Annotated in this window: 13 protein-coding genes; 4 read left to right on the top strand and 9 right to left on the bottom strand. The window is 77.6% G+C overall.

The window, feature by feature from the left end; genetic code table 11:
• Window positions 1-21 precede the first annotated feature (21 nt).
• The 3 genes from WIS52_RS27425 to WIS52_RS27415 all read right to left on the bottom strand — a co-directional run bounded on the left by WIS52_RS27425 (window position 22) and on the right by WIS52_RS27415 (window position 1,767).
• Window positions 22-798 carry a SigB/SigF/SigG family RNA polymerase sigma factor gene (locus WIS52_RS27425; protein ID WP_349301282.1) on the bottom strand — a complete coding sequence of 259 codons (777 nt, stop codon included), beginning with the start codon at window positions 796-798 and terminating at the stop codon, window positions 22-24.
• Window positions 795-1,241 carry an ATP-binding protein gene (locus WIS52_RS27420; RefSeq protein WP_349301281.1) on the bottom strand — a complete coding sequence of 149 codons (447 nt, stop codon included), beginning with the start codon at window positions 1,239-1,241 and terminating at the stop codon, window positions 795-797. Before WIS52_RS27420 ends, WIS52_RS27425 begins: the two co-directional genes overlap by 4 nt.
• Before the next feature lie 115 nt (window positions 1,242-1,356).
• The gene (locus tag WIS52_RS27415) at window positions 1,357-1,767 is read right to left on the bottom strand and encodes an STAS domain-containing protein (RefSeq protein WP_349301280.1); all 411 of its coding nucleotides are present in this window, start codon (window positions 1,765-1,767) and stop codon (window positions 1,357-1,359) included.
• A 404-nt stretch (window positions 1,768-2,171) separates the two neighbouring features.
• On the opposite strand from WIS52_RS27415, the gene WIS52_RS27410 reads away from it, so the two are divergent.
• Entirely contained in the window at window positions 2,172-4,490 is a 2,319-nt protein-coding gene (locus tag WIS52_RS27410) for a SpoIIE family protein phosphatase (protein ID WP_349301279.1), read from the top strand.
• A gap of 263 nt (window positions 4,491-4,753) precedes the next feature.
• Complete coding sequence (locus tag WIS52_RS27405; protein ID WP_349301278.1) at window positions 4,754-5,347, top strand: hypothetical protein; 594 nt, start codon at window positions 4,754-4,756, stop codon at window positions 5,345-5,347.
• A 90-nt stretch (window positions 5,348-5,437) separates the two neighbouring features.
• Here the strand turns inward: WIS52_RS27405 and WIS52_RS27400 are convergent, their stop codons facing one another.
• From WIS52_RS27400 to WIS52_RS27380, 5 genes are all read right to left on the bottom strand, one after another.
• Window positions 5,438-5,770 carry a WhiB family transcriptional regulator gene (locus WIS52_RS27400; protein ID WP_349301277.1) on the bottom strand — a complete coding sequence of 111 codons (333 nt, stop codon included), beginning with the start codon at window positions 5,768-5,770 and terminating at the stop codon, window positions 5,438-5,440.
• 212 nt (window positions 5,771-5,982) lie between these two features.
• Complete coding sequence (locus WIS52_RS27395) at window positions 5,983-6,441, bottom strand: STAS domain-containing protein (RefSeq protein WP_349301276.1); 459 nt, start codon at window positions 6,439-6,441, stop codon at window positions 5,983-5,985.
• 66 nt (window positions 6,442-6,507) lie between these two features.
• On the bottom strand, window positions 6,508-8,319 hold the full coding sequence (gene selB / locus WIS52_RS27390; RefSeq protein WP_349301275.1) for a selenocysteine-specific translation elongation factor: 1,812 nt from the start codon (window positions 8,317-8,319) through the stop codon (window positions 6,508-6,510).
• A 3-nt stretch (window positions 8,320-8,322) separates the two neighbouring features.
• Complete coding sequence (selA, locus tag WIS52_RS27385; RefSeq protein ID WP_349301274.1) at window positions 8,323-9,660, bottom strand: L-seryl-tRNA(Sec) selenium transferase; 1,338 nt, start codon at window positions 9,658-9,660, stop codon at window positions 8,323-8,325.
• 101 nt (window positions 9,661-9,761) lie between these two features.
• The gene (locus WIS52_RS27380) at window positions 9,762-11,015 is read right to left on the bottom strand and encodes a V-type ATP synthase subunit E family protein (protein ID WP_349301273.1); all 1,254 of its coding nucleotides are present in this window, start codon (window positions 11,013-11,015) and stop codon (window positions 9,762-9,764) included.
• A 248-nt stretch (window positions 11,016-11,263) separates the two neighbouring features.
• Here WIS52_RS27380 and selD point away from each other — a divergent pair, with 248 nt between their 5' ends.
• Both selD and cds1 read left to right on the top strand, forming a co-directional pair.
• Window positions 11,264-12,316: a selenide, water dikinase SelD gene (selD, locus tag WIS52_RS27375; RefSeq protein ID WP_349301272.1), complete on the top strand. Its 1,053-nt coding sequence runs from the start codon at window positions 11,264-11,266 to the stop codon at window positions 12,314-12,316.
• Between the two features lie 11 nt (window positions 12,317-12,327).
• Complete coding sequence (gene cds1, locus WIS52_RS27370; protein WP_459077136.1) at window positions 12,328-13,428, top strand: L-cysteine desulfhydrase Cds1; 1,101 nt, start codon at window positions 12,328-12,330, stop codon at window positions 13,426-13,428.
• A gap of 5 nt (window positions 13,429-13,433) precedes the next feature.
• Here cds1 and WIS52_RS27365 read toward each other — a convergent pair whose 3' ends face one another.
• A complete protein-coding gene (locus WIS52_RS27365) occupies window positions 13,434-14,726 on the bottom strand; it encodes an amidase family protein (protein WP_349301271.1) in 1,293 nt (430 codons plus the stop codon).
• Window positions 14,727-14,736: the final 10 nt, after the last annotated feature.

Raw genomic sequence — 14,736 nt, 5'->3', positions numbered from 1 at the left:
CGCTGCGGCGCGGGGTCGTCGTCACATCCGGCGGTCGTCGGGGTCGAGCCGGTTCCGCAGCCGGGCCAGGGTCTGGGCCAGCAGCCGGGACACGTGCATCTGGGAGATGCCGACCTCGTGTGCGATCTGGGTCTGGGTGCGGTTGCCGAAGAACCGCAGCATCACGATCGTGCGCTCGCGCGGGGCGAGATCGGCGAGCAGCGGCCGGAGCGACTCGCGGTAGTCGACCCGGTCGAGCTCGGCGTCGGCGTCCCCGACGAGCTCGCCGACCGTGGCGCTGCCGTCCTCGGAGGACAGCATCTCGTCCAGCGACGAGCTGCGGTACGCCTCGGCGGCCTCGAGCCCCTCGAGCACCTCGGAGACCGGCAGGTCCAGCCGGTCGGCGATCTCGGAGGGCTTCGGGGCGCGGCCGAGGACCTGGGACAGCTCGGAGACCGCGCCGTTGATCGACACGTGCATGTCCTTGAGCCGCCGGGGCACCCGCATCGACCAGCTCTGGTCGCGGAAGTGCCGGCGGACCTCGCCGGAGATCGTGGGTACGGCGAAGGAGAAGAACTCCCCGCCGCGCTCGGGGTCGAACCGGTCGATCGCGTTGATCAGCCCGACCGTCGCGACCTGCACCAGGTCGTCGAGGGGCTCTCCGCGGTGGTTGAACCGGCGGGCGATGTGCTGGGCGACGGGCAGGTAGCCGGTGACCAGCTGCGCGCGCAGCGTCTCGCGGCGCGGGTCGTCGGCGTCGAGGCCCGCGTACTCCTGGAGCAGCGGGGTCAGGTGGGCGTACTCGGCGTCCGCCGTCACAGCCCGGGTCCGGCGAGCTTGTGCAGCCGGATGATGAGGGCGGAGTGCCCCTCGCCCTCCTCACCGGTCTCGGCCGCGACGTGGTCGGCGAGGGTCTGCAGCACCCGCCAGCCGAAGCTGTCGGTCGGCAGTGCCGCGTCGGCCGGGGTGTCCACCCGCGCGGTGACGTCGATCCGCTCGCCGTGCACGTCGAACGTGCACTCCAGCGCGGAACCGGGCGCGGCGAGCCCGACGAGCGTCGCGCACGCCTCGTCGACCGCCATCCGCAGGTCGGAGATGGCGTCGAGGTCGAAGTCCGCCCGGGCCGCCAGGTCCGACGCGACCGCGCGCACCGTCGGGATCAGCGCGGGGCGGGCCGCGGTCCGGATCTCGACGGTCGCAGCTCCCGCAGCGCCCGCGGTGCCGCGGTCGGCGAGGTCGCTGGGGATGTCCTCCTGGGCCACGCGGGGGGTCCTTTCGTCCGGTGGTGGTCGGTGCGGCCGGTCACGAGGCGTACGCGCCGGCGCGGTGATCATGGCCCGCCGCGCCCCGTCGTGCAGCGCGGGTCGGGCCCGGCGGTCAGGGGCCCGGGATCTGGTCCCGGTCGGCGACGAGGGTGAACAGCTGGGCCGAACCGGTCACCTCCAGCGGACGCAGGACGGCCCGGTTGGTGGCGACGACGTAGAGCTGCTTCCCGTCGCGGGCGGCCCGCCGGGCGGTGTGGATCAACACGCCGAGACCGCTCGAGGCGAGGAAGGTGACGGCCTCGAGATCGACGGCGATGGAGCCCCCCGGGGCACCGTCGTCGAGGAGCTCGTCGAGGGCGACGCCGAGCCGTGGTGCGGTGAGGGTGTCGACCTCGCCCCGCACCGTCAGGACCGTGAGGCCACCGCGCGGTGCGGAGAACGACACGTCGAGATCGGCGGTTCCGGTCGGGCCGCCGTCGTCCCGGGACGGCTGCGCCGCCGTGGATCCGGGCAGGGGAATCACCTCCGTGTGGGACGCCGCGACGCGTCGACGCCGTGGCTCTCACCGGTGCCGCACGGCCCTGGTCTCGACCCGGGCGGACATGAGCCGGCTCCGCCGCGCAACAGTCCGGCCGGGTCCCGGCGCGGCCGCCCCGCGGGTCGCCCTGCCCAGACGATACCGGCCGGTGCCGCCGCCTCGGCTCCGGACCGCCGGGCCCGGCACGCCCGCCTCGGTACCTCGGTGCCGCTGCCTCGGCACTCGACCGCCGTGCCTCGGTGCCGCTGCCTCGGCACTCGACCGCCGTGCCTCGGTGCCGCTGCCTCGGCACTCGACCGCCGTGCCTCGGTGCCGCTGCCTCGGCACTCGACCGCCGTGCCTCGGTCCTGACGCGCTGCCCCCGGCTCACCGCCACTACGCTCGCGGGCGTGTCCCGGTATCCCGACCACGTGCCGGCCGTCGATGCCGGGCCGCCCGGCGACGCCGTGGACCGCGCCGTCGACCAGGCGGTCGCGACGTCCACCGAGTCACTCGGCGAGCAGCCCAGCACCCCGGCCATGCCGCACGTCCGCGGGGGTGCGCAGGTGGCCGTCCTCATGATCGACGTCACGGAGCGGCGGATCGTCTACGCCAACTCCACGGCCCTCGATCTGGCAGGGGAGGCCGTCCGGCTGCCGATCGGTGTCCGGGAGTGGAGCGAGGCCGCCCGGCTGACCGACCTCGACGGGCGGCCGTTCGCCGGTGAGGAGTCCCCGCTGGCCCGGGTCGCCGCCGGGGAGTCGGTCCCGGGCGTGCCGGTCGCGCTGCACGGGACCGGGCTCGTGCCCGACCGCGACGGGGCGCCGGTCGGCGGTGCCGAGGCGGGCGCCGCCGGCTCCGTGCCGGGCGACGGCGGGACGGCCAGCAGCACTCTGGTGTGGGTGACCGGGTTCGCGCTGGCCGATCCCCAGGCGGGCAGTTCGGACGGCGAGTCGGCCGGGGTCGGGCCCTCCCGCGCGCTGGCCGTCCTGCTCCCGCTGGCCGACTCCGACGGCAGCGGCCGGGACCGCAGCCGGATGGAGTTCCTGCGCGACCGCGCCGTGCTGGCGACCGAGATGTCGTTCACGATCTCCGACCCGCAGCGCGACGACGACCCGCTGGCCTGGGTGAACCCGTCGTTCGAGCGGTTGACCGGCTACCCGCTCGACGAGGTCGTCGGCAAGAACTGCCGGTTCCTGCAGGGCCCGAACACCGACCGGGCCTCGGTCCGGCGGATCCGGCAGGCCCTGCACGACCGGCGGCCGATCACCGAGGTGCTGCTGAACTACCGCCGGGACGGCACCGCGTTCTGGAACCAGATCTCGATCTCGCCGGTGCACGACGGGGACGGCGAGCTGGTCAACTTCGTCGGCGTGCAGAGCGACGTCACCGAGCGGGTCGTCGTCGAGCAGGAGCGGCGCGCCGCGCTCGCCGACGCCGAGGCCGCCCGGGCGCAGCTGCGGCTGCTGGCCGAGGCGACCACCCAGATGACCGCGGCGCTCGACGTCGCGGACGCGTGCTCCCGGTTCGCCCGGATCGTCGTCCCCGAGCTCGCCGACCTGTGCACGGTGGACCTGCTCGACATCCCGGACGGCCGCAGCCGGGAGCGGATGGCCGTCGCCGCACGGGACGGCGACGACGAGAAGCTGCTCGGCCGGGACGGTCCACTGCGGACCGCGCCGATCGAGGAGCAGGCCGCGGCCGCGATCCGGGACGGGAACCCCTACCTGGTGCAGGACCTGCCCGACGACGGCCGCGAGCTGCACCCGGACGACCCGGCGGCCGCCGACGACTACGAGCGGCTGCGGCTGCGCTCGGCGCTCGTCGTGCCGTTGCGCGGCCGCGGCCGCGTGCTGGGCCTGATGACGCTGGCCACCCAGTTCCCCTACGGCCGCCGCTACACCCAGCGGGACCTGCACCTGGCCGTCGACCTCGCCGGGCGGGCAGGGCTGGCGGTCGACAACGCCCGGCTCTACGAGGTCGAGCGGGCGGCCGCGGCGACCCTGCAGCACAGCCTGCTCCCGGTGCTGCCGCAGGTCCCGGGCATGGCCGTGGCCGCGCGCTACCTGGTCGGCGCCGACGGCAACCAGGTCGGCGGGGACTGGTACGACGTGCTGCCGATGCCGAACGGGTCGGTGGGCGCGGCGGTCGGCGACGTCGTCGGCCACGACCTGAACGCCGCGGCCGCGATGGGCCAGCTGCGCGGTGTGCTGCGCTCCTACGCCTGGGGCGGGGACCGGCCCGGGTCGGTGCTCGACCGCTGCGACCAGCTGGTGCAGGGACTCGACATCGCGGCGATGGCGACCGCGGTCTACGCCCGGTTCGAACCGGCCGCCGCGGACGGCAGCCGCGCGCTGAGCTACGCCAACGCCGGGCATCCGGCCCCGCTGCTGCGCACGCCGGACGGGGCGCTCACCCGGCTGGACGAGCACCACTCGCCGATGCTCGGCGCGGTGCCGGACTTCGGCCGGGCCGCGGGGGCGAGCCGCGACGAGGCGTCGGTCACCTGTCCCCCCGGGTCGCTGCTGGTGTTCTACACCGACGGCCTGACCGACATCGTCGGCGAGGACCCCGACGCCCGTGCCGAGCTGCTGGAGCGGACGCTGGCCGGGCTGGCGTCCGACGCCGCGCCGGAGACCGTCGTCGAGGAGCTGCTCGAGGTGTGCCTGCCGTCCCGGCTCGACGACGACATCGCGCTGCTCGCGATCCGGCTCGACGGCCCGGCCTGAGCCCGCCGCCCCGCCCCCGCGAACCGGCCGGCGGGAGCGACCGGCCGCTCGACCGCCCGGCCCGGAGCGGCGACCGGTGATCGCCGCGACCGGCGCCGCCGGAGTCCTCCGTGGACGTTCGGCGGCCCGTCGGGACCGGCCCGATCCGCTCGCGGAGCCGGTGACTCCACTCGTCCGAACGGGGCCGATCTCGGCGCGCTGAGTTGCTCCGTGCGCGGTCTACTGTCCCCCGACAGCAGTAGTGCGAATCCGAGGGGCACGTGATGGGCGTGGGGCAGGACGCGGCCCGGCCGCGCCGGCTGGTGGCCGTGGCGCTGACCGAGGCCGAGGTCGTCCGGACCGGGACCGGGCTGTCCGTGTTGCCGGACGGCGTGGGGGAGACCGACCTGTTGGTCGTCCGTACCGATCCGGCCGGACCGCAGCGGCTGGTCGCCCCGGCCGAGGCCGAGGACTATCCCGCCGACGACGCCGGCCCCGTCGGCGAGGCGGGCGCGGGCGAGCCGGCCCCGGATCCCGAGCCGGTCACGATGCCGGTGCCCCGCATCGGCGCCGGCCGGGTCCGGGTGCACCGGCTGGGGCTGCGCTGGACCGTGCAGGACGGCGACGAGGACGATCTCGTCGCCGCGCTGTCCGAGCTCGTCGGGTTCGACCCGGACGAGCACACGTTCTGCGTGGCACCCGCGACGACCGGCCCGGTGGCGGACCCGGAGATCGAGGTCGTCCGGCGGGCCGTACGGCGGGTCGCCCGGGTCTACGGGCTGCCGGTGCTGCCGTACCGCCCGCTGGCCGACGGCCCGGTCGGGCACTACGCGCAGGCCGCCCCGGTACCGGACGGTGCGTGCGCCGAGACCGCCTGACGGCGTCCGGGCAGGACGTCCGGGCACGATGTCCGGATGCGACACGGCCCGCCACCGCGGGCGCAGTGGCGGGCTCGGGATGGACGACTGTCAGCCGGCGGCGACCAGCCCGGGCGCCTCCGCCACGACCGCGGGCCGCTCGGCGGCGTCGCGGCGCTCGAGGATGGCGCGCCGTTCGGACTCGCCGAGCCCGCCCCAGACCCCGAACGGCTCGCGGCTGGCGAGGGCGAACCGGCGACACTCCTGGACGACCGGGCAGCCCCGGCAGACCTGCTTGGCACGCTCGGTGCGCCGCGAGCGGGACGGGTTGCGTTCGCCGTCGGGGTGGAAGAAGACCGCGCTGTCCATGCCGCGGCACGCGCCGAGGCGCTGCCACTGCCAGACGTCGTCCATCGGGCCGGGAAGCCGGGAAACGTCGCTCACGTGCTCACCTCGTCGGTCGGGACCCCGGGGTCGGCCGGGCTGCGTTGTCGCTGCGTTTCCCGAGGGAGCCCGAGATCAAACCTGCGACGGGCACGGTCCGGTGTCAGGGCGCCCCGTACGACGGCCGCGTGGTGGCCATCGGCCCTGCTCACACGTGATCGACGGGGCGTACACGCCCGTTCCCCGTTGCGCATGAGTGACCTATGTCACACTCAAGAGTTCAATGCGGCCTCGACGTCGTCGTGGATGTCGAACAGGTGGTGCAGCCCCGCGATCCCGAGCGGGCGGAGCACGCGGCGCTCCGTACAGGCGAGTCGCAGTTCGACGCCGTCCCGGTGTGCCTGCTCGCGGAGCTCGATCAGCGCGGCCAGGCCGCTCGTGCCGAGGAAGGCGACGCCGTCGAGTGCGAGCACCACCAGGGACGCGGTCCGCAGCCGCTCGGAGACCTCCTGCCGCATCTCCGGGGCGGTGAGCATGTCGAGCTCACCCTGTACCGAGACCACCACGACACCCGCCGGGCGGGCCACGACCTCGATCCGCAACCCGCCGGAGGTGTCGGTGACGTCGGGGAGGCCCGGGACGCCGGGAACGCGGGGTGGCGGGTCGGCGCTGACGATCCCGCCGGGCGTCCCGTCCGGATCGCCGGGGCCGGGGTGGCGGGAGTCGGTCATCGCAACGACGGTAGGCACCGCCGGGGTGGGCCGCCAGTCGGAGCGGGACCCGGTCCGGGGAGCGGCTCACCTCAACCGGTGGGTCCCCTCCGGCGTCCGGAGGGTACGGCCCCGCCGTCCCAGCAGCTCGAGCAGCGGCACGGCGACCCGCCGGCTCGTGCCCAGCGCCTGCCGCGCGGCACTGAGGGTGAACTCCGGGCCGAGGCCGCGCAGCACCTCGACGGCCCGGTCCGGCGCGTCCGGCAGCAGCGCCACGTCCGGAGTGAGCCGCAGGAGCTCCCCGGCCCGTTCGAGGGCCGCCAGCTCGCGCGGGCCCAGCCCGAGCGCGGCGAGCCGGTCGGCGTCCGGTGCGGCGAACGGCGCGGCGGTCAGGTCGGCGTGCAGCTGCCGGGCGGCGTCGAGGACGGCGGCGGGCGGCCCGTCGTCGCCGGCGCGGACGACGCGGCCGTCCCGCACCACCGGGCCGCCGGGCGCCCCGTCGCCCGCCCGGTCCAGTGCGACCGCGACGAGCGCGACGTCCGGCAGCCCCGCCGCCCGGCGGGCCTCGGCGAGCGGGATCCCCGGGTCGAGGGGGTCGGCGGCGTCGTGCGCGGCGACCGCGCGGTCCAGCGCCTCGGCCGCCTCGGTCGCGCGGGTGGGATCGAGCAGCCAGCCGGCGGCCGTCGGGACCCGCGCGGCGAGCGCGGCCACCTCCGGTCCGGGCACCCCCCAGCGGACGAGGTCACCGGTCCGTACCGCGCCGCGGCGGGACAGCTCCCCGGCGGCGTCCGGCACTCCGCTCGCCGCGGCCAGCGTCCCGGCCCGGCGCCGCGCCGCGCCGCGCCGGCGCAGGGCGGGGGGCTGCGGGTCGAGCACGGTCAGCCCGGCCACCACGCGGTGCGCCCCCGGGTCGCGCAGCACCGCCCGGTCGCCGATGCGCAGCGGCAGCGGGCGGTCCGGACGGAGCCGGACGACGTCGTCGCCGAGCGGGCGGACCCGCACCGGGACGGCCGCGGAACCGGCGTGCAGCGTCAGCCCGACGGGCGAGTCGGGGACCTGGGCGGGCCCGCCGATCCCGTGCAGGCGCACGTCGGCCTCCACGACGGACGGCCAGGCGTGCGGGTCGAGCAGCGCGTCGCCCCGGCGCACCTTCTCCCGGGGCAGCCCGCGCAGGTTCAGCGCGACCCGGGCTACGCCGGTGGCGGTCTCGACCGGCTCACCGAGCTCCTGCACCGCGCGGACGGTGACCGCGATCCGGCCGCCGGCGCCGTCGAGCTCGAGCTCCTGGCCACGGTGGACGGTGCCGGTGCCCAGCGTGCCGGTGACGACGGTGCCGGACCCGCGGACGGTGAAGGCCCGGTCCACCCACATCCGGACGGCGGCGTCCGGGTCGGGCGCCGGCAGCCCGGCGACGAGCTCGGCGATCGCGGTCCGCAGCGCGTCGAGCCCCTCGCCGGTGCGACCGGAGACCGCGACCGCCGGCCAGCTGCCGAGCCCGCGGGCGGCGAGCTCGGCCCGGGCGTCGTCCCGCGCGAGCTCGGGGTCCAGCAGGTCGGCGCGGCTGATCACCAGCAGCCCGTGCCGCAGCCCGGCCGCGGCCAGCGCGTCGGCGTGCTCGGCGGACTGCGGCATCCAGCCCTCGTCGGCGGCGACGACGAACAGCGCGGCCGGGACCGGCCCGGCGCCGGCGAGCATGGTGGAGACGAACCGCTCGTGGCCCGGCACGTCGACGAACGCGACCGCCCCGGGTCCGGGCAGCGTGGTCCAGGCGAAGCCGAGGTCGAGCGTCATCCCGCGCCGGTGCTCCTCGGCGTACCGGTCGGGTTCCATCCCGGTCAGCGCCCGGACCAGGGTCGACTTGCCGTGGTCGACGTGCCCGGCGGTACAGAGCACGTGCACGGCTCAGACCCCGGGCCGGACCGCGCGTACGGCCCCCGCGAGAACGTCGTCGTCGCGGGCCGGCAGCGCCCGCAGATCGAGCAGGCAGCGGCCGTCGGCGACCCGGCCGAGCACCGCGGGGTCCCCGGCGCGCAGCGCGTCGGCGTAGCGGGCGGGCAGCGACACCGCCGCGCTGGGCAGCTCGACCCCGGGGCCGCCACCCCCGCCGACCCCGGCGACGGTGTCCACAGCGGACGCGTCGACGCCGTCCGCGGCGAGCGAGGCGGCCAGTGTGGACGCCCGCGCCCGCAGGTCGGCCGGGTCGGCGTCCAGCGCCGCCCGGACCGGCGTCGGCGGGCCGGTGACGGAGGCCTCCAGCGCCGCCAGGGTCAGCTTGTCCACCCGTACCGCCCGGGCCAGCGGGAACCGGCGCACGCGCTCCACCAGCTCCGCGCCGCGCTGCCCGCCGCCGAGCAGCAGCCCGGCCTGCGGGCCGCCGAGCAGCTTGTCCCCGGACGCGGTCACCAGGTCCGCGCCGGCGGTCAGCGTGCTCGACGCGTCCGGCTCGTCGGGCAGCCGCGGGTGCGGGGTGAGCAGGCCGGACCCGATGTCGGCGACGACGGGTGGCCCGAGCCCGGCGAGCTCGGCGACGCCGACGTCGGCTGTGAACCCGCTGACCACGAAGTTCGACGGGTGCACGACCAGCAGGAACGCGGTGTCCGGACCGATCGCCTCGGCGTAGTCGCGCAGGTGGGTGCGGTTGGTGGTGCCGACCGGCCGCAGCCGGGCGCCGGTCGACTCGATCAGCTCGGGGATGCGGAACCCGTCGCCGATCTCGACGAGCTGGCCGCGGGAGATCACGATCTCGCGGCCGCCGGAGGCCAGGGCGGCGCAGACCAGCGCCAGCGCGGCGGCGCCGTTGTTGGCGACCCAGGCCGCATCGGCGCCGGGGACGGCGGTGCGCAGCGCGTCGAGTGCCCCGGTGCCGCGGCGCCCGCGGCGGCCGGTGGCGAGGTCCAGCTCGACGTCGCACGTCCCGGCGACGGCCGACAGCGCGGTGACCGCGGCGTCGGACAGCGGGGCCCGGCCCAGGTTGGTGTGCAGCAGGACGCCGCTGGCGTTGAGCACCGGCCGGATCGTGGTCGCCGCCGCGGGGAGCGCGGCGAGCGCGTCGGCGGCGACGCCGGCGGGGTCGATCAGCCCGTCCCGGGCCCGCTGCTGGGCCGCGGTGACGGCCCGCTTGACCCGGTCCCGGCCGAGCCGCCCGGCCGCCGCGCGCAGCTCGGGTTCGGCCAGGACGGCGTCGGTGCGCGGGACGCGGCGGCGCGGGTCCGCCGCCTCCGGCGGGCGCGCGGTGGTCATCCACGCACGGTAGTACCGCAGCCCGACGGTGTCCCGCGGAACGCCGCCGCTCCCGGCAGCCCGCGCGCTCCCACCCGGGACGAGGTACGGCCCCGCCCGGGTCAGGAACCCGCGGTGTCCCGCACCGGCTCGCCGCTGCCCTCGGCCTCCACGTCGGCGCCGTGGGCGACGTCCGCGTCGATCGCGTCCGGCTCGGGATCCACCGCGGTGTCCTCCGGCCCGCGTTGGGCGGGCAGCGAGATCCGGGGCTGCGGGTCACCGGACGGCGAGGTCCCGGGCCACGGACCGTCGAGCCACGAACCGTCGGGCCGCGCGCCCCCACGCTGCGGGTTCCCGGGCTGACGGCTCTCGGGCTGCGGAACGCCGGGTTGCGCGGGCCAGGGCTGCGGGCTCGCGGGGCGTGCCGGTCCGGGCGGACCCGGTTCGGGATCGAACAGGGCGTGCGCGCCCGCACGCCGCGGCCCCGGCGCCGCGGACAACGATCCGGTGCCGTCCGGACCGCCGTTGCGAGCACCGCCGGTGTCGTCGACCCACCCGCCACCGGGAGCGGAGCCGCGCCCGACGCCGGTGCCCGCCGGCGCCGGCCCCCCGAGCCGCCCGAGCTCGTCGCCGAGCACCCCGTGCAGCCGTGCGATCTCCTCCCGCACGGCGTCCCGGACCCCGACCGCGTGCGCGTGCATCGACGCCGCGGCGTCGGCGGTCAGCGCGCTGTCCCGGCGGGCCCCCGCGCCCGCGGCGCGCAGCCGGTCGATGTCGGCCCGGGCCGTGCCGACCAGCCGGTCCGCCTCGGCGCGGGCGTCGGCGAGCATCCGCCCGGCCTCGGCGTGCGCGCCGGCGGTGATCCGGCCGGCGTGCTCGCGGGCGTCGCCGACGAGCCGGTCCGCCTCCGCGCGGGCCTGCTCGCGCAGCTGCCCGGCGTCGGCCTCGGCGGCGCGGCGACGCCGCTCGGCGTCGTGCTCGGCCATCCGCAGCACCTTGTCCGCGCGCATCCCGAACGTCTCGGGCGGGCGGGCCCGGGCCTCCTCCAGCGCCGCGGCGAGGATCTCGACCCGGCGGCGCAGCTCGGCGCGGTCGGCGTCGGCCGCGGCCAGCCGGGACTGCAGCGCCCCGTCCGCGGAACCGGGAGCCCCGGGAGCCGCGGGCCCGGCCTGCGCGCCGTCCCCGCCCCGGGCGGCCGCCGGCCGCGCCTCGGCGACGGGGCGGGTGGCGGCCCGGGTGGACTCGTCGTCCCGCACGTCGTCCGCGTGCTGGCCCGGGTCGTGGCCGGTGCGGCGGTCGGGGTCCGGATCACGGCCCGCGTCGTGTCCGGCGTCCGACGACTCGTCCGCGGTCGTCGCGCCCTCCTCGCCGGTCACGTCGTCGACCGCCTCCCCGACCGGCTCCCGTCCGGGTCCCGCATCGGATCCCACGCCGCCGGCCCGGCCCCGTACACCTCTCACGCCACCATCACGACGAGACAGTCTCGGGTGCGCCACGGTGGTCGCGCAGCCCCCGTTCGACGGACGGGACCGGCCGGTCGCCCGGCGGCCTGCGATCCGGTGTCCCGTTCGGCCGTGCGGGTAGCGTCGGCGGTGACGCCCGTCACCGCCGAGAGGGGACAGCCATGTCGGAGACCGTGACCCGCCGGCGGCTCACCGAGTTCAGCCACGGCGCCGGGTGCGGGTGCAAGCTCGGCCAGGCCCGGCTGGACGCGGCGCTGGCCGGCCTCGTCCCGCCGTCGCACCCGGACCTGCTGGTCGGTACCGACACCGGTGACGACGCCGCGGTCTGGCGGCTGTCGGCGGACCGGGCGCTGGTCGCGACCACGGACTTCTTCACCCCGATCGTCGACGACCCGCGCACCTGGGGCGCGATCGCGGCGACCAACGCGGTGTCCGACGTCTACGCGATGGGCGGCACGCCGCTGTTCGCGCTGAACCTGGTGTGCTGGCCGTCCGACGACCTGGGGCCCGAGGTCCTCACCGAGGTGCTGGCCGGCGGCGCGGAGATCGGCCGGAACTGCGGGTTCGCCGTGGTCGGCGGGCACACCATCGACGACCCGGAGCCCAAGTACGGCCTGGCCGTGATCGGCGAGGTGCACCCGGACCGGGTGCTGACCAACGCCGGGCTGCGGCCCGGCGACGCGCTGGTGCTGACCAAGCCGCTGGGCATCGGGGTGATCTCGACGGCGGTGAAGCGCGGTGTCCCGGCCGACGTCGACGCCGCGGTGGCCGCGATGACCACACCGAACGCCGACGCCGCCGTCGCCGCGCGCGAGGCCGGCGCAGGAGGGTGCACCGACGTCACCGGCTACGGCCTGCTCGGCCACCTGGCGAAGATGGCGGCCGCGTCCGGTGTGGACGCACGGGTGGACGTCGCGGCCGTGCCGGTGCTGGACGGGGTGCGCGAGCTGATCGCCGGCGGCGTCGTGCCCGGCGGCACCCGCCGCAACCGTGAGTGGGTGGCCGACCGGATCGCGGGCGAGGTGACCGAGGACGAGGTGCTGCTGCTCGCCGACGCCCAGACCTCGGGCGGCCTGCTGTTCGGCGCCGCGCCGGACGCCGCCGACGCCGCCGTCGCGTGGCTGCGCGGACGGGGCCACCGGGCGGCCCGGATCGGCGCGGTCACCGAGGGCGGGGGGAACGAGGGCGGTGGGACCGTGCACCTGATCGCATAGGGTCCGCGGGCGTGGACCCGGTCGACCGTTCCTGCGCCCGTACCCGAGCCTGGACCGACGAGGCGATGCGCCGCGTGCAGGCCGACGCCAACCGGTCGGCCGACACCCACCTGCACGTGCTGGAGCTGCCCGCCGAGTGGGGCGTGCACGTCTACCTCAAGGACGAGTCGGTGCACCCCACCGGCAGCCTCAAGCACCGGCTGGCCCGCTCGCTGTTCCTGTTCGCACTGGCCAGCGGCTGGATCACCGAGGGTACGACGGTCGTGGAGGCCAGCTCCGGGTCGACCGCGGTGTCCGAGGCCTATTTCGCCCGGCTGCTGGGGCTGCCGTTCGTGGCGGTGATGCCCCGCTCCACCAGCCCGGAGAAGGTGGCGCTGATCGAGCGCGAGGGCGGGCGGTGCCACTTCGTCGAGCGCGGCCCGGACGTCTACGCCGAGGCCGAGCGGCTGGCCGCCGAGTCCGGCGGGCACTACCTGGACCAGTTCACCTACGCCGAGCGGGCCACCGACTGGCGGGGCAACAACAACATCGCCGAGTCGATCCTGTCCCAGCTCGCCGAGGAACCACACCCGATCCCGGAGTGGATCGTCGTCGGCGCCGGTACCGGCGGGACGTCGGCGACGATCGGCCGCTACCTGCGCTACCGGCGGCTGCCGACCCGGCTCGCGGTGGTGGACCCGGAGAACTCGGCGTTCCTGCCCGGCTGGGCGAGCGGGGTGGCCGACCACGTGACCGGGATGCCGTCGCGGATCGAGGGCATCGGCCGGCCGCGGATGGAGCCGAGCTTCGTGCCGTCGGTGATCGACCGGATGTTCCCGGTGCCCGACGCGGCCAGCGTCGCCGCCGTCCGGCACCTGCGCGAGCGAACCGGGCACTGGGCCGGCGGGTCGACCGGCACCAACCTGTGGGGCGTCTACCAGCTCGTCGCCGGGATGATCCGGGACGGCCGGACGGGCAGCGTCGTCACGCTGCTGTGCGACGGCGGCGAGCGCTACCGGCACAGCTACTACGACGACGGCTGGGTCGCCGGGCAGGGCATGGACCTCGCTCCGTACACGGCGACGCTGGAGCGCTTCCTGGCCACCGGCAGGTGGGAACCGCCCGCGGTCTGAACGGGCTACAGCAGCGCCGCGGTGGCGAGCAGCCGCCGTTCCGAACCCGGCCGGCCGACGAGCTGGACGCCGGTCCGCCCACCGGCCCACGGCACCGGCGCGACCAGCGACGGCAGCCCGGTGAGGTTCCAGGCCGCCAGCCCGGTCGAGCCCGCGCCCGCCGGACCGGCCGGGGCGGGCAGCAGCGCCGCCTCGGCGCCGGTGTCGTCGAGCCAGCCCAGCAGCCGCTGCCGCCAGGACGCCGGGGTGGCCGGCCGGACCCCGCCGAGGCGACGGATCCGGCGTCCGCGCCGCAGCGCCGCCCGGGCCGGGCGGGGCAGCGCCGAGGGGTCCAGGCCGAGGTCGTCGACGTTGCGGGCCAGCCCCGCCTGCCGGCGGCGGGCGGCGTGCACCGACAGCACCGCGCCGTAGGGCGGGTCCGCGGCGACGAGCCGCAGGCCGGCGGCCTCCAGCAGCCGGAGCGCGGCGTGCACGCCGGCGGCGGCGGTCGGGTCGGCGTGGCCGGTCCGGCCGGTGCGCAGCGAGCAGACCAGCGTCCCGACGGGTGCGGGCGCGTCCGGGTCGCCGCCGGCCGGTGCGGCGGGAGCGCCGTCCGGGTCCGACACGGCCCGGGCGAGGCGGGCCGGGTCCCCGGCCCGGGCGGCCGCGGTCCCGCGCGCCGTGGGCGCGGTGAGCGCGTCGAGTGCGGCGAGCAGGTCGGCCGGGCCCGCGGTCACCAGTGTGGTCTCGGCGAGCCCTGACCATCGGCGTTCCTGCACGGCGGACAGCGGCAGCACCCGGCGTCCCGGCTTGAGCGCGGCCAGCCCGTGCGCCGCGGCGGCCGCGCGCAGGGCGCCGTCGCCGTCCACCCCGACCCCGAGCGGGACCAGCCCGGCGGCGACGGCGGCCGCCGTCGCCCGGCCGCCGGGGGAGTCGTCGGGACCGATCCCGAGCTCCGCGGTCCGCGCCCGGCCGACGACGAGCGCGCCCGCGGTGCGCAGCCGCCGGACCGGCTCGTCGCCGCGCCCGGCGACCGCGATGCCGTCCTCGACCGCGACCGGTACGCCGGCCAGCGGGAGGGCGAACCGGTCGGTCCGCCGGTCGAGTCCGGCCGCCGCGGCCCGCAGCGCCTCCGGGTCGACCGAGAGCAGCGCCGCCGGGTCGGCACCGGGGGTCCCGAGCCGGTCGAGCAGCGCGACGGCCACCTCGCCGGCGGTGCGCCGCCCGGAGCGCACCGCGCCGGCGACGTCGGTCAGCCGGCGCGCCGGGTCATCGGCGGGCGGCGACGCGGGGGGCGAGGAGATCGGTTCTGAGCTCACGGGCGGCACG

This window comes from Pseudonocardia nematodicida, from assembly GCF_040105385.1.
GTDB lineage: Bacteria > Actinomycetota > Actinomycetes > Mycobacteriales > Pseudonocardiaceae > Pseudonocardia > Pseudonocardia nematodicida.
Note: the sequence above shows the minus strand (reverse complement) of the source record. Positions and strands in the feature narration are given on the sequence as shown.